The 25,913-nt window shown below is 42.0% G+C and carries 22 protein-coding genes and 1 pseudogene; 20 read left to right on the forward strand and 3 right to left on the reverse strand.

The features are described from left to right. Positions 1-7 precede the first annotated feature (7 nt). The 9 genes from ADU22_RS25630 (at position 8) to ADU22_RS13020 (ending at position 8,679) form a co-directional block, all read left to right on the forward strand. Positions 8-1,165, forward strand: coding sequence for a homogentisate 1,2-dioxygenase (locus ADU22_RS25630; RefSeq protein WP_053362531.1), 1,158 nt, complete (start codon positions 8-10; stop codon positions 1,163-1,165). A gap of 220 nt (positions 1,166-1,385) precedes the next feature. After that, positions 1,386-2,240, forward strand: coding sequence for an MBL fold metallo-hydrolase (locus ADU22_RS12985; RefSeq protein ID WP_053362532.1), 855 nt, complete (start codon positions 1,386-1,388; stop codon positions 2,238-2,240). Positions 2,241-2,269: 29 nt separating this feature from the next. After that, positions 2,270-3,289 carry a tripartite tricarboxylate transporter substrate binding protein gene (locus ADU22_RS12990; protein ID WP_053362533.1) on the forward strand — a complete coding sequence of 340 codons (1,020 nt, stop codon included), beginning with the start codon at positions 2,270-2,272 and terminating at the stop codon, positions 3,287-3,289. 59 nt (positions 3,290-3,348) lie between these two features. Further along, the gene (locus tag ADU22_RS12995; RefSeq protein WP_053362534.1) at positions 3,349-3,828 is read left to right on the forward strand and encodes a tripartite tricarboxylate transporter TctB family protein; all 480 of its coding nucleotides are present in this window, start codon (positions 3,349-3,351) and stop codon (positions 3,826-3,828) included. Between the two features lie 12 nt (positions 3,829-3,840). Beyond that, entirely contained in the window at positions 3,841-5,352 is a 1,512-nt protein-coding gene (locus tag ADU22_RS13000; protein WP_053362535.1) for a tripartite tricarboxylate transporter permease, read from the forward strand. A 106-nt stretch (positions 5,353-5,458) separates the two neighbouring features. Further along, complete coding sequence (locus ADU22_RS13005; protein WP_069187984.1) at positions 5,459-6,811, forward strand: MFS transporter; 1,353 nt, start codon at positions 5,459-5,461, stop codon at positions 6,809-6,811. An 87-nt stretch (positions 6,812-6,898) separates the two neighbouring features. Further along, positions 6,899-7,717 (forward strand): DMT family transporter, encoded by an 819-nt coding sequence (locus tag ADU22_RS13010; RefSeq protein ID WP_286132277.1) that lies wholly within the window; start codon positions 6,899-6,901, stop codon positions 7,715-7,717. Between the two features lie 118 nt (positions 7,718-7,835). After that, positions 7,836-8,108 carry a GntR family transcriptional regulator gene (locus ADU22_RS13015; protein ID WP_231687877.1) on the forward strand — a complete coding sequence of 91 codons (273 nt, stop codon included), beginning with the start codon at positions 7,836-7,838 and terminating at the stop codon, positions 8,106-8,108. Between the two features lie 112 nt (positions 8,109-8,220). After that, positions 8,221-8,679 (forward strand): YhfM domain-containing protein, encoded by a 459-nt coding sequence (locus ADU22_RS13020; protein WP_053362536.1) that lies wholly within the window; start codon positions 8,221-8,223, stop codon positions 8,677-8,679. Between the two features lie 110 nt (positions 8,680-8,789). Here ADU22_RS13020 and ADU22_RS13025 read toward each other — a convergent pair whose 3' ends face one another. Then, entirely contained in the window at positions 8,790-9,953 is a 1,164-nt protein-coding gene (locus ADU22_RS13025) for a sulfite reductase subunit alpha (RefSeq protein WP_053362537.1), read from the reverse strand. Positions 9,954-10,322: 369 nt separating this feature from the next. On the opposite strand from ADU22_RS13025, the gene ADU22_RS13030 reads away from it, so the two are divergent. From ADU22_RS13030 to ADU22_RS13040, 3 genes are read left to right on the forward strand one after another with little or no spacing between them, the layout of a single operon-like run. Next, positions 10,323-11,315 carry a DnaD domain protein gene (locus ADU22_RS13030; RefSeq protein WP_231687878.1) on the forward strand — a complete coding sequence of 331 codons (993 nt, stop codon included), beginning with the start codon at positions 10,323-10,325 and terminating at the stop codon, positions 11,313-11,315. Then, positions 11,312-12,574, forward strand: a complete 1,263-nt coding sequence (locus tag ADU22_RS13035; RefSeq protein WP_053362538.1) for a DnaB-like helicase C-terminal domain-containing protein — start codon at positions 11,312-11,314, stop codon at positions 12,572-12,574. Before ADU22_RS13030 ends, ADU22_RS13035 begins: the two co-directional genes overlap by 4 nt. Before the next feature lie 45 nt (positions 12,575-12,619). Then, positions 12,620-13,045 carry a hypothetical protein gene (locus tag ADU22_RS13040; RefSeq protein ID WP_053362539.1) on the forward strand — a complete coding sequence of 142 codons (426 nt, stop codon included), beginning with the start codon at positions 12,620-12,622 and terminating at the stop codon, positions 13,043-13,045. 647 nt (positions 13,046-13,692) lie between these two features. Here the strand turns inward: ADU22_RS13040 and ADU22_RS13045 are convergent. Beyond that, a complete protein-coding gene (locus ADU22_RS13045) occupies positions 13,693-14,256 on the reverse strand; it encodes a cysteine hydrolase family protein (protein ID WP_053362540.1) in 564 nt (187 codons plus the stop codon). Between the two features lie 276 nt (positions 14,257-14,532). On the opposite strand from ADU22_RS13045, the gene ADU22_RS13050 reads away from it, so the two are divergent. Continuing rightward, a complete protein-coding gene (locus ADU22_RS13050; RefSeq protein WP_053362541.1) occupies positions 14,533-15,231 on the forward strand; it encodes a DUF1287 domain-containing protein in 699 nt (232 codons plus the stop codon). A gap of 435 nt (positions 15,232-15,666) precedes the next feature. Here the strand turns inward: ADU22_RS13050 and ADU22_RS13055 are convergent, their stop codons facing one another. Next, positions 15,667-17,097: an N-acetylmuramoyl-L-alanine amidase family protein gene (locus ADU22_RS13055; protein WP_053362542.1), complete on the reverse strand. Its 1,431-nt coding sequence runs from the start codon at positions 17,095-17,097 to the stop codon at positions 15,667-15,669. Positions 17,098-17,561: 464 nt separating this feature from the next. On the opposite strand from ADU22_RS13055, the gene ADU22_RS13060 reads away from it, so the two are divergent. From ADU22_RS13060 to ADU22_RS13085, 7 genes and pseudogenes are all read left to right on the forward strand, one after another. Then, entirely contained in the window at positions 17,562-17,960 is a 399-nt protein-coding gene (locus ADU22_RS13060) for a hypothetical protein (RefSeq protein ID WP_053362543.1), read from the forward strand. Positions 17,961-19,082: 1,122 nt separating this feature from the next. Then, positions 19,083-19,388 (forward strand): annotated as a pseudogene (locus tag ADU22_RS13065) (DDE-type integrase/transposase/recombinase); the annotation flags it as partial. 1 nt (position 19,389) lies between these two features. After that, the gene (locus ADU22_RS24650; protein WP_156324348.1) at positions 19,390-19,542 is read left to right on the forward strand and encodes a hypothetical protein; all 153 of its coding nucleotides are present in this window, start codon (positions 19,390-19,392) and stop codon (positions 19,540-19,542) included. A 344-nt stretch (positions 19,543-19,886) separates the two neighbouring features. Continuing rightward, positions 19,887-20,954, forward strand: coding sequence for a hypothetical protein (locus tag ADU22_RS13070; RefSeq protein ID WP_053362544.1), 1,068 nt, complete (start codon positions 19,887-19,889; stop codon positions 20,952-20,954). Continuing rightward, a complete protein-coding gene (locus ADU22_RS13075; RefSeq protein WP_053362545.1) occupies positions 20,947-22,503 on the forward strand; it encodes a hypothetical protein in 1,557 nt (518 codons plus the stop codon). Before ADU22_RS13070 ends, ADU22_RS13075 begins: the two co-directional genes overlap by 8 nt. Beyond that, positions 22,493-23,263, forward strand: coding sequence for a DUF6063 family protein (locus ADU22_RS13080; RefSeq protein WP_053362546.1), 771 nt, complete (start codon positions 22,493-22,495; stop codon positions 23,261-23,263). Before ADU22_RS13075 ends, ADU22_RS13080 begins: the two co-directional genes overlap by 11 nt. A 2-nt stretch (positions 23,264-23,265) precedes the next feature. Continuing rightward, the gene (locus tag ADU22_RS13085) at positions 23,266-25,893 is read left to right on the forward strand and encodes a hypothetical protein (protein WP_053362547.1); all 2,628 of its coding nucleotides are present in this window, start codon (positions 23,266-23,268) and stop codon (positions 25,891-25,893) included. Positions 25,894-25,913: the final 20 nt, after the last annotated feature.

Genomic DNA, 25,913 nt, shown 5'->3' on the forward strand with positions numbered 1-25,913 from the left:
ATATCGAATGCCTTATTATAAACAATTGGGAAAAATACCGAAAAAAAGACATACTGTTTTTCGAAAAGAGGATGGATCGCTTTTTAGGGAGCAAGTAATGGGAACAAAAGGGTTTTCCAGCCTTCAATCAATTTTGTACCATCACAACCCGCCTACCAGCATGGCAGAAACAAGACTTCTGCAAAAATGCAACGACAATTACGAAGAGCAAGCAGCTCTTGCCCCTCGGCATTTTTGGACAAATCGACTTGAAAAAGAAAAGGATGCTGTTGCCGGGCGCCGCTATATTTTGGGAAATGAAGATTTAACAATCGGAACTGTAAGCCCAAAAGAGAGCATGAGTTATTTCTACCGTAACAGCGATGGAGACGAAGTCTTGTTTGTCCACTATGGATCTGGGAAAATTGAATCCATGTTTGGTACGTTAACCTACACATCTGGAGATTACATTGTCATTCCTGTTGGAACCATTTATCGAGTGATTCCTGATTCGGATGATAATAAATTATTAGTAATAGAAACAACAAGCTGGATCACAACTCCTAAGAGATACAGAAATGAATTTGGTCAGCTATTGGAGCATAGTCCATTTTGCGAAAGGGATATTCATGGTCCTGAGGTTTTGGAATCTCATGTGGAAGAAGGGGAATATGAGGTTCGTACAAAATCACGAGGACATATCCATTCTCATATTTATCATCATCATCCATTAGATGTTGCGGGTTGGGATGGATACCTATTTCCTTGGAGATTTAATATAAGTGATTTTGAACCAATAACAGGAAGAATCCATCAGCCGCCACCGGTTCATCAAACCTTCGAGGGAAATAATTTCGTCATCTGTTCGTTTGTACCGCGATTATATGATTATCACCCAGAAGCCATTCCGGCTCCATACTATCATAGCAATGTTGACAGCGATGAAGTGCTATATTATGTAGAAGGAAATTTCATGAGTAGAAAAGGAGTAGAAGAGGGTTCGATTACCCTTCATCCAGCTGGAATCCCTCATGGCCCTCACCCTGGTAAAGTCGAGGATAGTATTGGGAAGAAAGAAACGATTGAATTAGCTGTGATGATTGATACATTTCGTCCGTTGAAGGTATTTAGCGATACGCAACCAATCGAGGATCAAAACTATAAATACAGCTGGGTCTCTAAGTAAACGCCCGTTGGCTGTGTCCTTATTTTCAGTGGGGGAAGGCGATTCCCCTACTGAATGAAGTTTATTTACAACACTATGTGGATTCTCGAGTAAAATTGTCCCACTATTCACAAGAGTAAAAATTCATACATTTTAAGTGGAATTCATTTTTTCATTTATTTATTACTATAAAGATAGTGAGAATGATAGAAAAATAATCATTTGCAAAGGGGTTTTATTTATGGAAAAGATTACGGTTACGATGACAGGGACAGGCAGCCCACGGCCAGAAATTAATCGGTCTGGTCCATCTCAGGTTTTGTCGATTGGTGATACACATATATTAATAGATTGTGGTGAAAATGTTGTAAGGCAAATTCAAAAAGCGCAAATTCCTCTTCATCAAATCAATTATCTATTCATGACACATCTCCATGCCGATCATTTATATGGCTATGGTCATTTCTTAGTCGCAGGATGGGGAAGTGGGAGAAAGGAACTAACTGTTGTAGGTCCAAAAGGGACAAAGAAGTTTCATGAACAAATGCTGGAAATCTTCAAAGATGATATCGGATATCGAACATCTCTTGGCTTTTCACCAGCAGGAATTATGGATGTACGAGTAATTGAGGTTGACGAGCCAGGTCAAATTGAATTAATTAATCTCCCCGCGACAGTAACAGCGGCTAACATGATCCATAACGTACCTACCTTTGCTTATCGTTTTCAAATTGGATCACAAGCGGTTGTCATTTCGGGTGATACAGCGCCAACGGATGAATTAGTAAAATTATCACAAGGTGCGGACATTTTGATTCAGGATGCATGCTTGACCACTACCTCCATGTATAACACGACGACCAGGCCAGAGATGAAAAAAGTGTGGGAAAACCTGCAAAAGGAACATTGTACTCCTAAAGAAGCAGCAGAAACAGCACAAAATGCCGGAGTAAAACAGTTGATCTTAACTCACTTTTTACCGGAAATTGACATAGATGAGATTTACCGGGAAGCTTCTGAAATATTTTCTGGCATAGTCGTCGTTCCTAACGATTTAGATGTCGTGAGCATTGAAATGGCAGCAGTTAAAAGCTAATAAACCAACTATAAAAAAGGAGAAAATCAATGAAACGAATAAAGTTGTTATCCTTTACTATCCTATTTTTGTTAAGTGTTGTAATAGCCGGGTGTAGTTCTACTTCGGCAAAAAACCAGGAAGGAGATTCACTTAATTTCCCTAAAAAACCTATTAATATAGTGGTTCCATTTGCTGCTGGGGGCGGCATGGATACGCTTGCCAGAGGGTTGTCAGATCGCGCGAAGGACCATTTAGGTCAATCGATGGTTGTTGTTAACCGAGATGGAGCCAGCGGGACGATTGCAGTGGCGGAGGCTGTAAAGGCGAGTCCGGATGGATATAATCTCATTCTTGCTCCTTCTGCTGTATTCACTTCCCAGCCATTTATGAGAGATGTAGCCTATAAACTTGATGATTTTAAAATGCTGGCTAATGTTGTTTACAAGCCGGCAGTATTAGTTGCTAATATTGATAGTCCATATAACTCAATCAAAGATGTTGTGGATGAAGCGAATGATAGTGGGAAGGTTTTTAAGGTAGGTCATACAGGGGTTGGAACTCCAGCATATCTTGCACAAGAAACATTGTTTGATAGCTTAGATATTCCTTCTGAAGATGTTCCTTTTAAGGGGAATAATCCGAATATCACGGCATTATTAGGAGGTCATATCGACCTGTCTGTTGCTTATTCCGATGAAGTATTTCAGTATGTGAATGATAAAAAGTTAAAGATTCTAGGTGTGTTTACCCCAGAATCTTTTGATCAAATTCCAGATGCTCCAACCATTGCTGAAGAGGTACAAAAAGCTGGTTTCAATTACGAATATAAAGATATACCATTTGTTACTTCTATTTTCGTCATGACGCCAAAGGATACGCCTGACGAAATCGCTCAATATTTAGAAGAGAAGTTTATTGAGATGGCTAATGACCCTAAGTTTCAGGAATTTGGCTCAAAGTCGCATATCCCGATTGAAGTTTTTGGCGGTAAACAAGTCATGGAATACTTAGAAAAAGAAGAGGCGATCTTTAAAGAGCTTATAAATAAATTTGGAATTGGGAAGTAAGCGGAACGAAAGATGACTGCCGAGTTTTCTCGGCAGTTCTACTTGTAGAGGAGGATATTATGTCAAATAAGTTGAATCATTCACTCCCATCACTATTCATGGCTGTTTTTGGAGTTTTATTGATCATTATTATTCCTTTTCAAATTGACGAAGTTCAAATATCGATGATGGGTCCCCGTTTTTTTCCATACTTCCTTTCAATCATGGTTGTTCTATTAAGCATTCTTTCATTTGCAGCAGAGTTTAAAAAACAAAAAAGGACGGAAGAAAGAAGTCAGCCAGTTGAAGCCGGAAGAATGGAAAAGAAGTACTATTGGCGTGTTTTTCTAATTTTTATTAGTTTAGTTGCGTGGATTTATATTGTTCCAATTCTAGGGTTTATTCTTACGACCGTTATTTTTATCGCGCTTGTGATGTTGATTATAGGAAGCCGTAAATGGAGACAAATACTGCTTGTTCCTACTCTATTTACACTCTTTATCTATTATGTATTCAAAATGTTATTTTATGTACCACTTCCAGAAGGATTCTTTTATTAAGGGGGGGAACAAATGATAGAGTTGTTGCTTTATGGACTGGCCCACGTATTTGAATGGCAAAATATTCTCGCTATGGTGATAGGTGTCTTTGCCGGCATGGTCATAGGGGCGCTTCCTGGACTAAGTGTTCCAATGGGAGTTGCATTGATGCTTCCTTTTACATTTGGAATGGCTCCTACAGCAGGAATTTTGCTTCTGATGGGTGTTTATTGCGGCGGAATTTATGGGGGATCAATTACCGCAATTCTTTTGAAAACACCAGGTACCGCTGCATCTGCAGCAACCGCAAGTGACGGATTTGCTTTAGCTCAACAGGGAAAAGCTGGTACAGCTTTAAATATGTCCATTTATGCCTCTGTTTTCGGTGGAATCATAAGTGGAATTATCCTATTGTTGCTCGCTCCTCCTATTGCCGATTTTGCTTTGAACTTTGGTCCTCCTGAATATTTTGCTTTGGCTGTTTTTGGTTTAAGTATTATTGCGGGAATTAGTTCTAAATCTGTGACAAAAGGTTTGATTATGGGCTGCTTAGGTATGCTTGTAAGTACTGTTGGTATTGACCCAATTGATGGGGTGACGCGCTTTGAATTTGGAACCTCATTTCTTATCTCGGGAATTGATTTGGTTCCTGCTTTAATTGGCCTATTTGCCATATCTGAAATCTTCAACCAGATTGAGAAGCGCGCGAAAAAAATAGCTGTCAATACTACCTATGAAAAACAAAAATTTGGTTGGAAGGATATGGTCCCTTATCGGAAAACGGTTCTGAAATCAAGTTTAATTGGGACGTTAGTTGGCGCAATCCCTGGTACAGGAGCTTCAATTGCAGCGTTTCTATCGTATAAAGAGGCTCACCGTACATCAAAGGATCCTGATCGTTTTGGTAAAGGAAGTTTAGATGGAATTGCCGCTGCGGAATCCGGAAATAATGGTTCAACAGGTGGAACACTGATTCCATTGATGACGCTGGGAATCCCTGGTGATGTCGTAACAGCTGTTTTACTGGGAGCTCTGATGATCCAAGGATTAAGACCAGGGCCTGAATTGTTTACCAATTATGGGGATATTGTTTATACGGTATTAGTTGGCTTTATCTTGATAAATGTGATTTTATTTTTCCAAGCAAAACTGGCGATTCGCTTCTTCGCAAAAGTGACGTTAATTCCAGCGACGATATTATTGCCGGTTGTTTTAGGTTTATGTTTAGTAGGAACGTTTGCAGTAAGTAATAACTTAACCTCTGTGGGAATTGCTTTATTTTTTGGCGTGATTGGCTACTTTCTGCCTAAGTATGGTTTCCCTGTTACACCGATGTTGATCGCCATGATATTAGGTCCAATTGCGGAGGAATCTTTGCGTCAATCGTTAATCTTGTCTGAGGGAAGTATTGGCATATTCTTAACACGACCAATTTCAATCATATTTATTTTGTTAACGATTGGTTCATTTATCATTCCTTTTATTAGTAAAATGAAAAAAGATATTAAAACGAATAAAAAGGAAGATGAAACGTATCCCGCGTAACTACATGGGCCAGGCACCATAAAAATTAGAGCATTTTTTATACGTATCCATCTAAGAACCTAATTGGTAAAATGAAACCGATTACAATGAAAAGGAGTTGAAAAATATGAAAAAAGTTGACGTTCGAGAGGTTATAGATAATGGTAAATTCGGTCGTTTTCATTTAAACCTGTTAATTTGTTTTATGTTTATTGTTCTTGTGGATGGATACGATATGTTTTACTTAGGGAACATCATTCCTACTTTAATAGAAGAATGGAATATTAGTACAGTTGAAGCGGGTGCAATCACAAGTTATGGGTTAGTAGGGATGGTATTTGGTGCCTTAATTTTGGGCACTTTAGCGGATAAGATTGGAAGAAAAGCCTCCATATTGATTTCGGTTCTCATCTTTTCATTCTTTACCCTGTTAGCTGGTTTTTCAAATGACCCTACGACCTTTGGAATTCTTCGATTTATTGCTGGGTTAGGTATAGGCGGGGKGCTGCCTACGCTTAATGCATCGCTAGGTGAATATGCGCCTAAAAAAAACCGAATGACACTTATAGCACTTATGAACATTGGAGCACCAATAGGCGGCGTATTAACATCTGTATCCGCTATGTATCTGCTTCCTCATTTTGGGTGGAGGCCTGTTGTATGGCTTGGTGCGCTCCCTTTGTTATTTTTACCTTTAATATTTAAGATCGTGCCAGATTCCCCCGCTTTTTATTTTAAAAGAAACCAAAAAGAAAAATTAGCTAATATTCTCAATAAAATTGCGGGTGAAAAAGTCTACCATTCAAATGATGATTTTACATTGGTATTAGATAAACAAAAAGGCTCTTCTGTCAAAAAATTATTTATGGATAAACGGGCATTGAGTACCCTTATGTTTTGGATTGCCATATTCATGAATTTGATTGTTTTGTATGGATTAAGCACATGGATACCGAAGATCATGCAAAATGCCGGGTATTCATTAGTATCAAGTATAGGCTTTTTATTGGTGCTAAAAGCAGGTGCCATCCTGGGAGCTGTCGGCGGGGGCAGACTTTCTGACAAGTTCGGAGCAAAGAGAATTATTATCTATTATTTTACTTTGGCCTTTCTTTCGATTTTCATACTAAGCTTCCAACCTAGTTCCACTTTGTCTTATATCCTATTATTTATTGCAGGTGCTACAACTAGTGGAACCCAAATGGTATCAAACGGCTACATCTCTCAATATTATCCAAGTGAAATTAGATCAACGGGGATAGGCTGGACGCTTGGTATTGGCAGAATAGGCGGAATCCTAGGCCCTATTATAGGGGGCTTCGTATTAAGTCTTAGTGTTCCTTATTCAATCAATTTCCTGGTTTTTGCAATCCCATGCCTGGTTTCGGCATTAGCTTTCTGTGTTGTTCAGGATAAACCTAGAAAAAAGTCCATGTCTATTGAAACCAGTGATCATCCCGAGGTGGCTATTAAACTTTAAAATTAGAGTTTAATGAATTGTCACGAGATCGTTCAGTAGGATTTACAAGTTACAATGTCCCCTCCAGTATATGAATGCTAGGTCATCTTGGTTGTCCTCCTGCTCTGGAAAGAAGGAAAGCAGGCTTTCAGGATGGAGGGAAAAGGGTTTCACTTATGGTTTTTCGGAACGATGGCCTTCACAGTCTATAACCTGTTGATCTTTTGGGGAGAAGATTTATTAGGGGAGCCAGGGGTCATGGTCGCGTCGATTATGGAGTCCTTGATGCCGATGATCTCGATTGTGATTGTATGGATGTTTCTCCATAGACGTCCCTACACATTCACACTGGTTTGTGTGGTTATCTCCTTTATCGGTGCCATGTTCGTGATTACAAAGGGGGATATGAAAGCATTTCTAAGTGCAACGGATGACTTCATTCCGACCCTTCTCATCTTCATCGCCGTCATTGGCTGGGTAATCTACACCATGGGAGGAAGCAAGTTCCTTGGCTGGTCGGCCCTAAGGTATTCGACATTAACGTGCATCCTTGGCACGCTGACATCTCTTGTCGTTGTGATTGGAGCCACGCTGGTTGGCTATATCTCCATCCCAACAGGAGAAGTGATTAAGGCCACAAGCCCACATTTAGTATTTATGATCATTTTCCCCGGCCTGATCGCCTTGCTTGGCTGGAACACCGGGGTAAGCATCCTATCTCCAATCAATTCGTTGTTGTTTATTAACTTTGTCCCCGTAACGACACTGTTAATTTCGGTTTTTCAAGGGTATCAAATCACCTTGTTTGACCTTGCTGGAACGGTTTTGATTATACTTTCTCTTTTAGCCAATAATCTTCTTGTCCGATTGCAGAAGAGGGAATCAAAACAGCCTGGTCAAAAGGAATTGAGGCAGGGGTTGTCATAATAAAAGTAGGCGTCTTGTCCTTAACATTTTTAAAATGTGGGGCAAGGCGTTTTTTTTGTTGACAGTTATCAAGCGAGTGGGGGGGACAGGCACCTTTTGTTGAGGAAGGTTGATTGTTGTGAAGCCGCTGCAAAGTGATAGTGTGATTCCCCTTTACCATCAACTCAAGGAAAGGTTAAAGGATTCGATTGATAGCGGGCATTGGAAGCCCGGGGATAAGATTCCCTCGGAGAATCAATTGATGAATGAATACAGTGTGAGCCGCAATACGGCGAAAAAAGCAATTGAAGAGCGTCCAGGAAGGACAGCTTTACCGGATCCAGGGGGAAGGCACGTTCGTGGCGAAGCCGAAGCTGCAGCAGTCAGTAATGGGTCTTTACAGTTCGGATAGTAAAGAGGCTTTCCAAAAAGCCAGATTAGCTGTTTTTTGAGAATCATTTGGAGGATTTGACTCGTCTAATTAGAGAGGTAGTTAAAAATAAATGCTTTGGAGGTAATATGACTTGAGAAATATTATCCTTTTGTCGGTTTTAATACTATCCTTCTCTTCGATTCTTTTTGCTTGTCAATCAAAAGAAAACACGACTGAAACCTCTGCTAATCGTACTGCTATATCGGAAAGCGATAAAAAACTATCATTCAACAATGATTTTAAAAGCATCAGCATCTCAAAAACAAAAGGCTCCAATGAAATGGACTTTGATGATGAAGAAACCCTAAAAGTCTTTCAGGACATCTTTTCAAGTGCCGAAAGAGAACCTGGTATAGTTGATATAGCTGACCCCGAATTTTATATGGATGTCTTTTATGGTAACGATAATCATCAAAGTTTATATTTATGGATAGGCAAAAAAGGACAGAGAAGCACAATTATGAAAACAGAAGATACACACACCATTTATACTGTTTCGAATGATATGACTGATAAATTGATTGAAATAGTTCAATCTCGATTAAATTAAGACTTCACACGAAGTCTTTTTTTCATGCACTTGGTAGCAATGAGAACCGTCCCACTGCTTCTAAAAAAAAGAGTGACTCACAATCTGCTGTGGAGTCACTCTTTATAACTTTAATACACATCTCGCTTATAACGGCCTTGTTTTTTTAAATCATTCAGATAGGTTTCTGCCTCTTCGGCAGTCCTGTCGCCTTCTTTTTCAATGATTTGTAATAGCATATTGTGAACGTCTTTGGCCATATGCGCCTTATCTCCACAGACATAGAAAATAGCCCCATTTTCCAGCCATTCATACAATTCTTTGCTGTTTTCCTCCATTTTATCTTGGACATATACTTTTTTCTCAGTATCACGTGAAAAAGCGGTATCTAATTTTGTAAGTACGCCTAGTTGGTGATATTTTTCCAATTCATCTTGATAAAGGAAATCTGAAGCAGAATATTGGTCACCAAAGAATAGCCAATTTCGCCCAGTTGATTTATTCAAAGCACGTTCTTCGATAAAGGAACGGAACGGGGCAATGCCTGTTCCAGGACCAACCATAATGATATCCTGGTCATGATCTTCTGGAAGACGAAAATGTTTATTGGGCTGGATAAAAACTGGCAATGTGTCTCCTTCCTGAACCCGTTCCGCTACCTGAACAGAACATACACCTTTGTGGTTTCGTCCATGAGCAGTGTAACGCACAGCCCCAATGGTCAGATGAACTTCACCTGGGTGGGCAGCTATGCTGCTGGCAATGGAATAGAGGCGAGGTGGCATTTTTCTTAATAAAGAAACAATCTCCCGGGCGGAAGCCTTCCATGGACCGAAATCCCATAACATATCAAGCAAATCACGGCCATCAGCATATTCTTTCAATTTGTGTGCATTTTCCACCAATACAAGGTTCTTCAACTCTTCGTTATCCGTTAATTCCGCTGCTTGCTGTAAAACCTTTTTTGATAATAGCGTAATTTCAAAGGAATTTGTTAAGGCATCTTTTAATGGAAGAGTTTCACCTTGCTTATTAATCGTTACAATTGTATCTTCATCCCATTGCATTTCCTCTAGAAGAGCAGCAACGAGCTCTGGATCATTTGAGGGGACAATACCAAGCGCGTCTCCTGGATTATAAGATAGTCCTGAACCTTCTAAAGACAATTCAATATGCCTGGTTTCTTTTTTAGAACCCAACCTATTCAAGTTTACGTTTTTGATGACCCTTCCAGGAAAAGGATTGGTCCTAGAATAGGTCAGTAGTACGCTTTTGTCTTCCTTAGTAATTTGCATGATATTTTCACCTCTAGAATCATTTGTTTGTTAGTTAGTGTTAGCATTCACGGTTCAATTTAAAAGACAGCGTATCATTTAAACACACCGTCTTCGGTACCCCGTATAAAACGAGCAAGGCCTTATAAACATTTACTAAGCCACTTTACTATATACGCAATTTACATGCCAACATATTTCTTGAGCCTCAAAACCTTTTCTTAAAAAGCCCTTTTCTTTAGGAACATTCCAACTTATTACTAAGGCGATCAGAAGGAATGAGAACCGTCCCTATGCTTCACAAAATGTTCAAAATTTCACCCCGTCCATTTTTGTCCATAATCCCTATATAGAATATGGAAGGCATTTTATAGGCAGGGGKGGTTTAGGATGGCAAAGTATCGAATGGTGCAGACTGGTTTTTGGAAGAATCCGGTTGTTTCGGAGGAGATGACTCCGGAGGATCGGTATTTTTATCTTTATCTGCTAACAAATCCGAATACGACGCAAAGCGGGATTTATAAAATTACGAAGAAACAAATGGCGTTTGATTTGGGCTATTCGATTGAGAGTGTTCATTCGTTGATGGAGCGGTTCATTCACCATCACCAGCTGATCCGCTACAATCCTAACACAAGGGAAATTGCCATTAAAAACTGGGCGAAGGAAAATATCCATAACGGCGGAAAGCCGGTCATGGATTGCATTAGTTCCGAATTAAAAGAGGTGGAGGACCTCTCGCTGATTCAATACGTAGCGGATCCGATCCATAAACAGGATGTTCGTTCTCTATATCTTTCATTTTGTGCCAAGGAAGATATACATATTGACGAGCAAGGGGAAAATCACCCATACATAACCGAAAAAGAAGAAGTTCACGATACGTTGCCGCGCCGTCAGACGATACGTGGGCAAAAAGAAAAAGAAAATAAAAAAGAAAAAGAAAAACAACAACAAAAAGAGTTCGATCCAAGTATAGAGAATAATCCGGACATGGAAGCTTCTTCTAAAACCCAGCTGAAAAATGAAGACGTTCAAGAAATCATTGCGTTCTGGGACAATAATGGCTTCGGGTTTTCGAACGTGAACGCAAAGCAGCAGCTGTTAGCCTGGCTGGATGATTCCCGTTTTCTGCAGCCGAAAGCCTTGATTTTAAAAGCGATGGAGATTGCATGCAGCAATAACAAGCGGAAGCTGAACTATGTTGTCGGGATTTTAAAAAACTGGGAAAACGAATCATTGCTGACCGTAGAAGAAATTGATGCCTGCCAGGAGAACCAAAACCCTGAGACTAAAGCAAGAGCATCCAAACAACCGTGTTCTGCCGGAAGAGCCATACCAGGGGAATTTAAGCTCGACCTAAATGCGGGGGAGGAATCATGAGCATCGCTGAAAAAACGTTCCTCGGAAGCCTGATGAAGGCGGAGTACTTGCTCAAGGACACCGTGATTCAGCCTGAACAGCTGGAAAGTACAAGGCATAAAGAATTAATGCGAAGAATGGTGGAATTCAACCAGGCTGGCAAAAATATTGACTTGCTTCACCTGACCACCCTATCTGACCTCGAGTCATTCGGCGGGATTTCCTACCTTTCCGAGCTGTTATCCTTCGCGGATGTAGAGAAATTTGACGGAACGGAGAAGCTCCTTCTTGATTTGTGGAAGGAGCGGGAAAAGCGGAATATCCTGAACATGGCTGCCATGAACAATTGGGAGATTAGCAAAGTCATTGCCGAACTGGATAAAATCAATCAGGGAAAAATGGAGGATCATACCTCCATCCAGCAGGCTTTGGTCGATATCTATGAAGCGCCATGGGCAGAGCAGGAAGTCTTGAAAAGCGCGACAACCGGAATCCAGAAGCTTGACGAAGTAACGGGAGGCTTTCAGGACGGGGAAGTGACGATTCTCGCAGCCAGGCCATCGATGGGGAAAACCGACGTGATGCTTCACTTTGCCAAAATGACCGGGTGGGCAGGGTACCTGCCGATCGTATTTTCCCTGGAGATGCCAGAAAAGCAAATCACATCCCGTTTAATTGCCTCAGCAGGAGGCTTTAACCGGGCAAAGATGCGAGACCCGAAAACCATGCTGAATGAGGGCCAAAAGGAAAGATGGCCGGGGGTAATTGGGCGCCTTACGGAAACCCATATCCAGATATTTGATGGTGCGGGACAGAGTATCGCAGAAATGAGAGCAAAAGTGAGGAAGCTGATGCATCAGTTTCCCAACAAGAAACCAATTCTTTTCATTGATTACTTAACTCTGATTTCACCCAGTCAACCTTACGGCGGGAACGCTCATCTGCAAGTAACGGAAATATCCAAATCCCTCAAAACGATGGCGAAGGATTTTGATTGCCCGGTCATTTGCCTGGCGCAGCTCAATCGATCCGTAGAGTCCAGAGCCGATAAACGCCCGATGATGTCGGATATTCGGGAATCGGGCAGTGTGGAACAGGATGCCGATGTTATTTTGTTTTTATATCGTGAAGCTTATTATGACAAGGAATCTCAGGATAAGTCCCTTCAAATCATTGTCTCGAAAAATCGAAACGGCCCCGTGGGAACCATCGCCGCGGATTACAACCAGCATACCGGGCGGATTGAGGACCAAAAGCAAGAGAGCCTACCCCTTGCATAGTCTTTGAAGTACGACGATAAAAAACTAAATTCGAGGTGTACTCACATGTTGGTGAAAGATGTTTACCTGGAAGCGATCACTTTAGAAGCATCCCCATTAGCCCATTATATCTTCCATTTGCTGGCGGAGAAGAAGATATCATTAGAGGATCACATGGACCAAATCGACCTTTACCAAGCCGATCAACAGAAAGTAGCGGAAATGATTGATAACAACTTCCTGGGTTTTCATAAGGTAGGCATCTACTCCCTGAAAAGAAGTGCAAAAGAGTTTGTCTTTATCTTTGCCGGCAGCGAACTGGAGGCCATCCACTTCTTCACCAGGACCTATCGACAGCGCCCATTGAACTGCCACGAATCTTGCCTGGATTTCGAACTTGTCAGGGGAAATGAAGTGATTTCGTTTCGGGAGATGAAGAAGGAGTTTGAGAGGTTTCCGGCGGTGGCGGGGGTTTTTAGGAGGGGGAGATGAAACCCGGAAAGGATGGGGGCGAATGGTACTTCCTTCACTGGGGGGGGAGTCCAGGTCCCCAAAAAAATAAAGGGAGAAAGTCCGGTTAATTCGGGAAATATCCATATTTCCCTTAAAATAAGAGGAGTTTTTCCGGCTATCCGGCTCAGAATCTATGAAATTGCCTTGTTTTGAGAAGATAAGGGAAATTTCTCCCCTTATTTCTGCTTTTTATGGTACCTCTGCGTACAATAACCGGAAATTCTCCCCTTAATAATTGAATGAATATTAACAGAGCCTTTTATAAAGGAACCTTTAAAACTAGAGGTCTTGTAAGCTTACATGCATAGCGTTATCAATAGTTATAAGCGTGGAATCAATATCATCATAAGTTTCAATTAAGTAAGTTAAATAAGTTATTTGAAAACATTTGTTTAGATAACATACAGCCAATATTGTATCTCATTCTCACTGTTAACTATCAGAGGTGCCAGTATTAAAACTTACGAGTGCGGTTGGATCCAGGAAGGATTAGCCGCCTTTCTTGTTGAATTCCTTATTGAACAAAAGGGGACTTAAAGAAGAGTAAGGGAAAACAAACTTATTGTGAAGAGTTGGTTTTCCAGTACGAAAACCGAATTAAAGCATGATGATGTTAAGTGACACCTTCAATCTTCCCTATATGAATCGTGAGTTGGACGAAATAAATCCTCCCCTGAATTTCTGACAATAGAAAAATGATCCACATTATAATGACCGTGAAGTGTAGTATTATGATGTTTTATAATTTGTTCTGGGCTTAAGACATCATTGCCCAATGTTGAATGGCCATCACCAACTAATGTTACATCAAAACCACTGACCGTTGCGGTTCTGACTGCACTATCTATACAATGTTGTGTTTCACATCCCATAATCACAATATGTTGAATATGCTGGGATTTTAAATATTCTATAAGACCTGTCCCATAAAAGGAGTTTGTTGCAGATTTGTCGAAAATTCTTGCTTCATTAGGCAAATGGATTTCATTGTGAACTTGGAATCCATTACCTTCTCCCTTTGCAACATCAAGGTCCCTTACAAATACAATCGGAACACCTGATTCTCTTGCTTTATTAATCACCATATTGATGTTCCTAATAAGTTGCTTTTTATTGAAAATTGGACTTGCATCTTGATTTCCATCAATTAATTCTTGTTGTGCATCAATAACTAATAAAGTTTGATTCAAATAATTTTTCCCCTTTCGAAATTTAGGGAAACAATAAACAAATTTGATTAGTTAGTCGTAATCCCCTTTTTTGGCATAATATCGACTTCGAAAACAAACATCGCCTAAAATATTTTAAATTATTAGACTCTTCAATGATAACATATATGCCTTAATGACGATCAGTATAAGCAGAGAGTTTTTACATTCAGTTTTATCCCTGTGGGTATTTATGTTTATTTAACAAAAGGATATATTCCAATGTGAGTTATTTGTTTAATGAATTGAGGTAGAAAAATGAAATTGAAAAAAGTATCTTTGCGTGTTTGTATGGCATTGGTAGTGGCGGTAATATTGTTTTCTATATTTTTTAGGGACGGTCTGATTTTGGATATGGCGGGTATTCATCTTGATAGTCCTTTAAGTGAAAAAGTAACAGTAAAGGAAAATTATATAAGGGTTGATAAAAATGAGAATGGTGTGGCCGATCCACTAGACATAGTGAATACTGCCAGGAAAGAAGTGGAGAATCGGACACTATACAAGAGTGCTTATTATGAAGGAGGTTACCCGCCAGACAGCGAGGGTGTATGCACGGATGTTATTTGGAGAGGATTGGCCGGAGCAGGCATCCAATTAAAAGATTTGATGGATCAGGATATTAATGACAATCCATCTTTATATCCACGGGTAGATGGAAATCCTGATCCCCATATCGATTTCAGGCGGGTTCCCAATCAGCATGTCTTTTTTCAACGATTCACCGAGTCTCTGACGACCGAATTGATTCCAAATGATCCTGAGAATTTAGCGCAGTGGCAACCGGGGGATATTGTTATTTATTTGGAGGGTACAGACCACGCAGGCATCATTTCTGATAAACGGACAAAAGATGGGATACCTTATTTAATTCATAACACTCCTCCMTTTGCATCGGAAATTAAACTTACTTCTTATAAACAACCTATTGTGGGTCATTATAGATGGAGATACTGATGGATTTATAAAACTCTTGTCTAGATCAAAAAGTATTAAATAAAGTGATCGAGAAAAATCTACTAACAGTGTGGATAATTTGTAGTATTAAAGATACTAAAAACTAGGGGGCTAGTATAAATAGATGGCTAGTTCGTTTCGAATAAGAATGGAATGCTTCCTCAAATGACTTTGAATAAGGCTTTAAAACCACCTTGTGTTTCCCTTCAGCCGTGATGCTCACAAGGAAGCAAGGAGAACCGTCCCCATGCTTCTATAGGAAAAGAATACTAAAGCTACTAGGGTAACAAAAGATAGATACAGACCTTGAGTATAAGAAAAAGCCAACCCAACTCGTAAAAAAACAGAAGTGGGTCGGCTTTTTTCTGTGCCCCTTGGAGAAAACCAACAAAAAACGAAAGATTTTCAGGGGCCCCGAGCTTTATCTTGGCTATGCTATTTCAAATACTCCACCAATCCATTGTAAATCCCTTGTGCAGCCTTTTTCTGGTGTGAGGTGGAGCCAATCAGTCTTTCTTCAGTCGGATTGGACAGGAAGCCAAGCTCCACCATAGCGGCGGGACGGTGGTTGTTGCGGATGACTCGGTACGCGCCGTATTTGGTCCCGCGGTCTCTAAGCTGAGTGGATTTAATCAGGTTGTTCTGGATGGAACGGGCCAGCGCACTGTCTTTAGACATGCTGTAGTAAAACGTCTCGATCCCGGAGCAGACTCCTGTGCAGGAATTATAATGAATGCTTATGAAGGCATCGGCGTTTGACTGGTTGCTGATTGCCACCCTTTGATTAAGGGAGACATAGATGTCGCTGCTGCGAGTGTAGATCACTTTTGCCCCGGCTTGCTGCAGGAGGCTTCCCAGTTTGAGCGCTGTGCTAAGGTTCAGTCTTTTTTCTACATACAGCCTGCCGCTCGCGCCGCCATCGATTCCTCCATGGCCTGGATCAAGCAAGACGGTTTTGCCTTTTAGCGGAGAGCTTTGAGCACTTCCTACAAGCCAGCCTGCCACCCAGCCGGTGACGCCGTCTTTTCTTCTCACCTGGATCCAGTCGTTGGATTGACCGATTTTTGTCAGAGAAGTTCCAGCTGGTTCAACGGAGATGATTCCGTAGCTGGTTCCCGGGCCTCGGCGCAGATTCGTATTATGCAGTAGGACGACTTGTGCCGAGGCAGATGCTTTATTGGAGATGTAATCGCTATGTACCCATCCCGTCACTTTTTTAGATGGGATGTATACCTTCATCCAGCTTCCGTCCTTTCCCTGAACGGTAACCGCCGTGCCTGTGCCTATTTGTGTCAGGATCCTGGCGGTTGTACTCGGTGCACTTCTGACGTTCAGGGTCGTTGCGTTGACATAGCCGGTCCAGGTTGAAGGCTGTGAAGCAGTAGATGTCGCTTTGTTAGAGATATAGTCTCCGTGCACCCACCCCGTGATTCTTTTAGACGGGATGTATACCTTCATCCAGCTTCCGTTCTTCCCCTGAACGGTAACCGCCGTGCCTGTGCCTACTTGTGTCAGGATTCTGGCGGTTGTGCTCGGTGTACTTCTTACGTTCAGAGTCGTTGCGTTGACATAGCCGGTCCACGTGACGTTTGTCAAATATTGTGATGAAACCCAGCCGTATCCTTGTCCAAAGGCGATTTTTGACCATCCTTGTCGATTATCGTGAACGGTTACGACTTGATCTTTCTTCAGTTTTCCTATGATGGCATAGCCTGTCCCGGCGTTGGCACGTACATTCAGGATGTCCACATTGACCTTTTCCTGATAGGTATAGGCGGCCTCCGCCCTATTGCCATCAATCGAAACAAACAGAGTGAAAATAACCAGGATGCAAATGATTCTTGATACAAATGATACAGTTTTCACTATTCCCCACCTTTTTTGTCTATTTTTGTGTTTTTTTAGAATACTATCTTACTATAAACCATATTTGTAAGGAGAAAGAGGGATAAAAGTCCTGAAAGGCATGGGCGGATTTGCCCCAATTGTGGTAGCTTAATAAACTGGCACGCTAAGCGAATGGGAGTGCGGAGCGTTTGGCAGGCTGCATCCCAAGGTTTTTCCTTCATATCTTGTATTCCCTCTATACTTACCTCGTCCCTGTCAAAGGGATATTCTTAACCAAAACTTTACGCTGGGTTAACAATAACGGGGTCAGGCACCCTTTAACGTAGTGACGGGGGTCAGGCACCCTTTAGCGTAGTAGAGAGGCAAGCTTCAATAATAAGAAAAACCGGCTGCCGTGTTGGCAAGCCGGTTATTACATAGGTATTTTTTCGATTAAGTCTGCAATCAGGATATGTGCGTACGGCTCGTCACCGATGAACTAAATGACCGTGATTCAACCTGAACAGCAGAAAAGTACAAGGCATAAAGAATTAATGCGGAGAATGGTGGAGTTCAACCGGGCTGGCATGAATATTGATTTGCTTCACTTAACCACCTTGCCTGACCTCGAGTCATTCGGCGGGATCTCCTACCTTTCCGAGCTGTTGTCCTTCGCGGATGTAGAGAAGTTAGACGGAACAGAGAAGCTCCTTCTTGATTTGTGGAAGGAGCGGGAAAAGCGGAATATCCTCACTGTCGCTGCCACGAACAATTGGGTGATTGCCAAAGTCATTGCCGAACTGGGCAAAATCAATCAGGGAAAACTGGATGATCATACATCCATCCAGCAGGCGTTGGTTGATATCTATGAGGCACCATGGGCACCTGCTAGGTTTTCATAAAGTTGGTATCTACTGCCTAAAAAAAGTGCGAAGGAATTTGTCTTTATCTTTGCCCGCAGCTAACTTGAGGCAATCGAATTCTTTTCAAAAACATTTCGGCAGCGTCCATTGAACTGTCACGAATATTGCCTGGATTTCGAGCTTGCCAGGGGAAATGAAGTGATTTCGTTTCGGGAGATGAAGAAGGGGTTTGAGCGGTTTCCGATGGTGGCGGGTTTTTTAGCAGGGACAGATGAAACATGAAAGGATGGGGACGAATAGTACTTCCTTCTATGGAAGAAGTCCAGGTCCCACAGGCTGTTAAGTTATACTCTAGCTACCGATATAATGTAACAGTGGCAACTCTACCCCTCTTTTTACAATGCTCTGTTATAGCTGAGTGTTGATTTCACTCATCATCATATGTTTCAGTAAAATTGGTTAAATAAGTTATTTAAAAACACTTGTTTAGGAAGCATACAGCAAATATGGGCTATCATTCGATTTTAGTTTACTCTAAATGCAATACATTTTACCATTCAGAACTTTTATGATGATTGGAAAAGCAGGTTCTAAATTCGAGGAAGGTATAAAGGTGTGTTGATCCATGTAAGGATTAACCGCCTTTTCCTTTGAATTCCTTATTGAACAAACGGAGCAGATTAGTTTTAAAAGGAGATTGGATTTTCATTACGAATCAATATGGAAAATCGAAATTAGGATAGGATTTATTGATGGATATTTTCCTAATTATTGCTTTTAGTTATACAATCACATTAGTTTATTACGCATTTAAAAAAAAGCCTAAACAGCCTGTAATAGATGATCTCTGTATTGTACAGGGGTCATTTTTTTCGATGCCATTTATATCTTATGATGGTTATAGTAAGTTGAGAAATATAATACTTTATCCTTTTATAATTTGATAAGTATAAATTAATTGAATTCATCCGTATAAGTGATTCCCATTGTACTAACCGTTTTCACATATGGGTTAGTGGATAATTGTTTGATTTCTTTCTCTGTAAATGTTTTTTTACTCATGATCTATCTCCAGTTCCTACATAGTTGTCAATCTAGGCATGCCTTAATAGAGGTTTCATCTTTGAGATGTCCAAAGAACGATTCGATTGGGGCATTGTCCCAAGGAAAGCCCTGTTAACCGACATCACTTATTTAAGCTTTGGGAAAAATTCTAGAGCTTATTTATCAATGATATTGGATGGGGCTAGTGGGGAAGCTCTTGCCTACCAGGTCTCTGACAGAATGACCATTGACTTAGCCACGGATACTCTCCATAAACTTAAGAGGAATAGAAGATTCAAGAAAGATAAAGACGCGCTAATTCACTCTGATCAAGGGGTGCACTATACTCACCCCCAATTTCAAAAGATGGTAAAACAACTAGGGTTCCGCCAATCAATGTCCAGACGTGGAAACTGTTGGAACGGTGTTGCTTGATTCGGATGCGAGATTTGACCGGCATATGGAAAAGGATGAATTAATAAAGGAAGCAGGCCGCAGCCTTCATTCAAGTGCATTTTATCAGCTGCAAATATACATAAAATACAAGGTCATCATGATTGGGTTTGAAGTTCAATAGTGAAACACAACGAATAATTCCAAAATATGCAAATGTGGACATGATGACCAGAATAACCGAAAGCGGCTTATCCTAAACCTAGTGTTTTGGTAACAGTACCACCGCCAGTTAAGGTACTCGAACTCTTGCTAAGCGTCTGAAACGTCGGGCTGATGACACCGACCTTATACCAGTTCGAAACAGAAATGGACCCAGAACGTAATGGTACTTCGGAATCACACAGATTCGAAAGAATTAAGTTGTCCCTATAGGAGTGGAAGTGTCAATGTTCAAAATCTTTAGCGAATCCTTTAATAGTCCCATCTTACATCATGATATAATTTATAGAAAGGGAGGATGAGGATGTGATAGAACAATCTCTGGTCGAATATTTGTCAAAAAAAGGGAAAACAATTACGCTGGATGAACTGGAAAAATATATTCAGGCGGCATTCTTGCATGAATACATTTCATATCAAGAATTTGCACAAGCAATTTTAACACTTGTTCAGGAAAAATCGGTACTTCTCCCGATTGGCAGAAGCAAGGCTGGACATAGGAACGGCCGAAACCCGTCGCTTCATATAAAATACCGGAATCTAATTTCTCCGGAACGTACTCCCCGTTCTAAAAAAGAAATCACAATAGAGGGGTATCACCCTGCAATCCGTCTTGATTATTACAATAAAAAAACAGTCCAGTTGGAAAAGGACGAACCCGCAATCCGGGTTATCAGCGATTACCTTACAAACAGGCCACAAAACGAAAAGGTTTGGGAAATGAACGAACGCTCACTTACCCTTTTCGGTCATGAAAAATGGCTAAAGGCGAACGAATCCATTTTAACAAGGGTGGGGATTACAAGAGAGGATTTATGCTACCGTTACTCCCCTGAACCGTTTGCCTACCGGAAACGGATGCCATGGATAGTTTCAGAAAGCCTTTTAGTTCTTGTCATAGAAAATAAAGATACATATAAATCATTTGAACGATTATTTAAGAAAGGTATCGCCTGGTTCGGTGGGCAACTATATGACCTTTTGGTGTACGGGGGAGGGAAACGAATTTTGTCAAGCCTCCCCTATCTGTATGAAATAGATGAGTACGACGGGCAAGAAGTTATTTTCGATTATTTCGGGGACATAGATGCTGAAGGGATATCAATTTGGCATCACCTTATGTGTTCATATCCCCAATTTACTATTAGACCTTGCCGGTATTTCTATGAAAATTTGGTGAAAAAAGCTTACGACAAAATAAGGAACCTTGATGAATCTGAACAGAAAGACGTGGAAGGACTGGATTTGTTTTTGGCCTCATTCGGCCAGGAAGAAGCCCGTAAAATAACAAATATAGTTAAAGGGAAACAAATTCTCCCTCAGGAAGGCCTAAATTATTCTTTCCTATATGAATTGGGTGATGTAAATGAATGACCAGGATTGGAAATTGTTTTATAACGAAGAGCGTGAGAAGAATATTGCTTTGTTCAAGCCGCTTTTCAAATTGGATGCATCAACGAAGGAAGAATACACAGACCTTCCCTTAAGGCAGCTGGGGTTGGCTGTGCTGCTATACATCCTTGAACATATGTACCAAAACGAACGTACTTGCACACTCGAAAAGATTTCTTCGTTTTTGCGTTATCTGATTTTCGACCAGATGGGAAAAGAGTTGCAAGAAGAAGAAGCCTACCGATTGACCCAGTATGTCGTTGCAAAGCAGCTCATGAATGACGGGAAACCTCACAAACACACATACTGGGACTTCAATAAAAAATCCCAGATGCAATATACTTTCCACCTGATCGAGATTGAAGAGCAGGGAAGGAAGGGACTCGCCCACTTAAGGCTTTCGAACGAATGCCTAGATATGCTTTTCAAGACAAAGGAACTATACGGGGAGTTGAAACTATCCGTCAGGGCACTTTTTTTCAAGCAGCAGATGAGCAAAAACGTGTTTGATGGGGCCCTCCAGGAATTGCGGGAAATGAAAGCGGACGTTCAGACCGAAAAGGAAGAGATTGAAAGGCTGAAAAAAGACATTCGGCGAAACGTGCTTGACCCGGCTAAAAAAGAAAAAATCGAAGAACGGCTGTCGTCCGTAAATCAGAAACTCGAAAACGAGAAAAAGGTATTCCTGGACATGACCTCGCTAGTGAAAGACCTGCTAAAGGATTGGGATGAAGGCAACCTCGGGGAAGAAAAAAACCACGCCTTCATTTTGGTGAAAAAAATTCAAAAGCAGCTAGTGGAGATGGTGAGTGCCCATGATGAACTGTTCGGCAAAAAGCTAGAACTACAAAAGTTCACAACCGAGGCCATACAATCCTTGATAACTCAGTCCTTTTCGGTGCGGGTTAACTTTAGGGAGGAGGTCTTAAAGCGAGTGGTGGAAGAAGGAACTCCGACAGAGAATGTCTGGAGAATGATTGCCCCCTTGTTTACATGGCAATTCAATAAGAGTTTCCATCCAGGAGTCGTGTTTGAGCCGCAAAGGGTGTATAAAAGAAGGGATACCCAAGAGGCGGAAACTGCTGTAGGGGTGTTTGATGAAGAATACGAGGAATATGTCCGGAAGAAGGAAGAAGAACGTGACGAAAAACGGGTTTCGCGGCTAGAGTCGTATTTCCGGTTCATTTTGACACCGCTTACGCATCAAAAGAAAATCTCTCTTTCCGAATTGGTTGAATCCATATCCGATCAGGGGTTGTACCAGGACTTGCTTTCAAGGGGGAATTTTTACCCGTTCATTCTTGAACTCCATCAATTCGGCGAAATTGAACTGTTCAAGGCGGAAGATTCAAAAACGGCGGTATTTTCTCCGTTAAGCAAGGCTCTTATGAATGTGTGTGAACAGGATGAAGGGATTTACCAACTCGGGATGTTTTCCATTGGCAAGGGAGAGCGGAATCAACCGGTATTTTTGAGGAATGGGTATGTCATGAGCGATTTTGTAATCAGGAGGGGAAACCATGAAAAATGAGGAAATGCTCCGGGAAAATGATGTAAGCGATGCCTTTTATCTCTTTAACGCCTTCTTGCAGGAAGGGATTATCGAAAAACAGGAAATGCTCCTTCTATATAAACGCCCAGAAGTTAGGGATCTGGTAAAATCCTTTGCAAGCGAAGCCAATACAGTTATCATCGAAATTCCGGAGGAGAAGCTGTATCTTGTCCGGGGGTTAGATAATCCCTATATGTCGTATACGCCCCAGGAATTACGGAACAAAATTGGGGGATTTAGCACCAGTGACGGAAATAAGGCGAACCACTTGATTTACCTAATCATCCTTCACGTATTGGCGGAGTTTTATGACACGAACCAAGTTTCCTACACACCTGCCACGCAATTTGTATCCGTAACGGAAATCGCAAGGAAGGTGAAGGAAACGTTTGTATATGTAAGGAACGAACACGAGGCGGTCATCGAGGAGCTTAGCTCGGAATACGAGCTAAACCTGATCGGGGCGGCACGCTTAATAGAAGAATACGGGTTGGGAAAAGCAGATGCCAAGGATCCTGCAAAAACAAAAAGCCTAACAGGATTTGTATTTAGAACCATCGAGTTTTTAAAGGAAGAAGAGTTGATCTCGTATTTCGACGACGACCATATCATGCTGACGGAAAAAATGAGGGACCTCGTCGAACAGTTTTATTTTGATGAAGGCCGGAAAGAAAAGCTGTTCAGCCTTTTCAACACCTCGCTTGGAGTTTTGAAAGAAGAACTGGTTAAGGGGGAATAGTGTTGCCGAAATTGTATCAGTCGCGGATTTCAGGGGTCGTGTATGACAAAGTGCGGCTCATGGATGATGTCTCCTATTTTTACAAAGGGTTGGATACGTTAAAAATCCAGGAAAACGGCGGAGGGAAAACGACGACCGTTCAGCTTTTGATCCAGCCGGTTCTTCCGAACAAAAAAATCGGGAAGCGGCACCTAAAGGATACACTCATCCACTCAAAATACGGCCATATAGCCCTAGAATGGATGCTTGATGACTATTTTGTCGTAACTGGATTTTATTTTTCCATCGACCGGGGGAATGGAGGCTACCCGCTCAGCTATCATACCTATATTTATCAGCACAGAATGGAAAATGGACTCGCCTTATCCACATTGCCGTACATCCGCGATGGGAAGGTGTCTTCCTGGAGGGACTTGAAGGTACACTTTTCAAAGACAGCAGGCCTCGAACAACGACTTGAATTCTTTACAAGTTCAAGGGAAGACATAAGACTTCATGCAGAAAAGTTGAGAAGCTATAACATCATCCCGGAGGAATTTGAGGCCATTGTCTCCATCAACGGTGATGAAGGGGATGTGGAAAAATATTTCACGTCCGCTGACACGTCGGAACGCCTCTTGCGAAAAATCCTAATTCCCCGGATTGAGGTTGCCAACTTTCCGACCGAAGAAACAAGGAATATCCTCGCGGATAATTTCATGAAATACCAGGAACGTCTTCTTTCCATTCCTCGGATGGAAAGGCAGATACAGGAATTGGACCAATTCAAAGAAACATCAAAAGGGCTCCTAGAGGCCTCGTTTCAAACCCACTATGCGAAAGAAGAGTGGATAAGTGCCCTCGGCAGCTATCAACAGGCACTTTCGTGGCTGGATGAAGAAAAAGGCATCCAGGAATCCCAGCAAAATAGTCACTTGGAAAAGAGCATGGATAAGGAAAGGGACATACGCGAACTACAGTGGAAACTCGACAGCTACCCGCTCTACAAGGAAAAGAACGCCCTCACGTCCCATTTCGCCGGGATTGAAAAGATGGAGGATCGCCTTCGGTCCCTGAAGGAAAAGAGGGGTAATCTGGAAAGACGGGTGCGGGAACTCTACTCCTTCCTTGCCTACGATGCTTATCTTCACCATCACCGGCAGGTGGAGGAACTTGAAAAACGGATTGACGCACTCGATAAGAGCGAACCGGAACTAAGAGAACGGGTGGGAAAAGAAAAGGGCGAGATGGCGTACCTATGGGAAAAAAAAGAACGGTCGGCCCAAAACTCCCTCGCTGCAGCGTCCAACGGGCTCGCCCAAAACTATAAGAGGGAAGACGAGCGGAGCAAAACGGAAAATGAAGTCCGCGATAGGCGGGCGTCCCACCGTGCCGAAGTGGAGTCCATCGATTCCTGGCTTATCGAATATGAAACAGCGGCTGATCGGGCTGTCCAAGCTGTTGGGGAAGAAGCCAGAATAAGGGCGGGCGAGCTGGAGGCTCGTTGTATAAAGGAACTGGAAGAAACCGTGTCTTGTCTAAACAGCCTGCGAAAGGAATTGGAACAAAGAAACGAACTGTACCACCAAGAGGCGGCGGAACTTTTGGAAAAGAAAAATAAGGATATGAAAATGGGGGAAGCCAAACACGAAGATAAGGAGCGGGACAAGCGTGAGGCACTGATTGAGGAAGTGGAAAAAGAGCGGTCCCTCCTTGAGGAAAGACTGGAAGAGTGCCGGGCTGAACGGGACGCCCTCCGGGAAAGCCTTGAAAAAATCTGGTGGGAAGAACGAGAGAAAGCACGCCTGAAACACGAAAKGGATAGGGACGTGAAAGAGGCTTCGCTCAAAGAGCATTATGAGGTTTTCTCCTCTAACATCCAAGCCGCCTTTGCGAGTTTCATGCAGGCAAAACAGCAGGAAATTTCCCATATCGAAAGCATCAATAAAGGCTACGAGGTTGAACGGGCATCCCTTGACGCTTTCCGAGCAGAACTTGAGAAGAAGGTAGAACGCTTGAACGATGTCATCTCCCGCAAGGAAGAAGAGGAAATGGAGGTTCTCTCCCTGGCCCGTGAATGCGGTCATTTATGCGAGTCTGTATATGGAAACGAAGAAGTGAAAGAAGAAGTCCAAAGGAACTGGGACTCTCTCGCAGAAGAGAGGGCGGGCATGGAAGCGGTAGTATCCGATCTTGATTTCCGTTTCAGGACGTTTCGTGAACGTGGCTACCTTCCTCCCCATCCCGACCTCATCAAAGTGAAGGACTTTCTTGTCTCAAAAGGGATAATGGCGGAATTGGGAAAAGAAGTCGCTACAAAAACGAAAAACCCGAACCTGTCGAAACTGCTCATCCACGCCATCCTTATCCAGGAAGAAGACAGAGAGAAAGTGGAAGACTGCTTAAAGGAAATGGGGGAATGGGTGGAGGAAGTCCCGCTTTTAATTGTGACAGAATCCTATGATTCCGGTGAGAACGTGTCCTTTCAGCCTATCCAACAAGGGGTGTATCTCTACAATCCAACGGATCTTGCAGTCTATGTTTCACAGGATAAGGCGGAAGCCCTGATGGCGAAGCTGAAGGAAAAGCTGTATACCCTAAAGAAAGCCGTATCCGACGCAAAGAAGAAAGAAAGAAAGAAAACTCGCTGACCTTTTATCCGGTTGGGAAC

It is taken from the genome of Bacillus sp. FJAT-27251 (assembly GCF_001273925.1).
Lineage (GTDB): Bacteria > Bacillota > Bacilli > Bacillales > Cytobacillaceae > Mesobacillus_B.

What these genes read in the sequence shown, in the direction of transcription:
- ADU22_RS13025 (WP_053362537.1), bottom strand. Translation starts at nt 9,953, where the DNA reads ATGCAAATTACTAAGGAAGACAAAAGCGTACTACTGACCTATTCTAGG.
- ADU22_RS13030 (WP_231687878.1), top strand. Translation starts at nt 10,323, where the DNA reads ATGGCAAAGTATCGAATGGTGCAGACTGGTTTTTGGAAGAATCCGGTT.
- ADU22_RS12985 (WP_053362532.1), top strand. Translation starts at nt 1,386, where the DNA reads ATGGAAAAGATTACGGTTACGATGACAGGGACAGGCAGCCCACGGCCA.
- ADU22_RS13080 (WP_053362546.1), top strand. Translation starts at nt 22,493, where the DNA reads ATGAAAAATGAGGAAATGCTCCGGGAAAATGATGTAAGCGATGCCTTT.
- ADU22_RS25630 (WP_053362531.1), top strand. Translation starts at nt 8, where the DNA reads ATGCCTTATTATAAACAATTGGGAAAAATACCGAAAAAAAGACATACT.
- ADU22_RS12990 (WP_053362533.1), top strand. Translation starts at nt 2,270, where the DNA reads ATGAAACGAATAAAGTTGTTATCCTTTACTATCCTATTTTTGTTAAGT.
- ADU22_RS12995 (WP_053362534.1), top strand. Translation starts at nt 3,349, where the DNA reads ATGTCAAATAAGTTGAATCATTCACTCCCATCACTATTCATGGCTGTT.
- ADU22_RS13075 (WP_053362545.1), top strand. Translation starts at nt 20,947, where the DNA reads ATGAATGACCAGGATTGGAAATTGTTTTATAACGAAGAGCGTGAGAAG.
- ADU22_RS13000 (WP_053362535.1), top strand. Translation starts at nt 3,841, where the DNA reads ATGATAGAGTTGTTGCTTTATGGACTGGCCCACGTATTTGAATGGCAA.
- ADU22_RS13040 (WP_053362539.1), top strand. Translation starts at nt 12,620, where the DNA reads ATGTTGGTGAAAGATGTTTACCTGGAAGCGATCACTTTAGAAGCATCC.
- ADU22_RS13035 (WP_053362538.1), top strand. Translation starts at nt 11,312, where the DNA reads ATGAGCATCGCTGAAAAAACGTTCCTCGGAAGCCTGATGAAGGCGGAG.
- ADU22_RS13060 (WP_053362543.1), top strand. Translation starts at nt 17,562, where the DNA reads ATGACCGTGATTCAACCTGAACAGCAGAAAAGTACAAGGCATAAAGAA.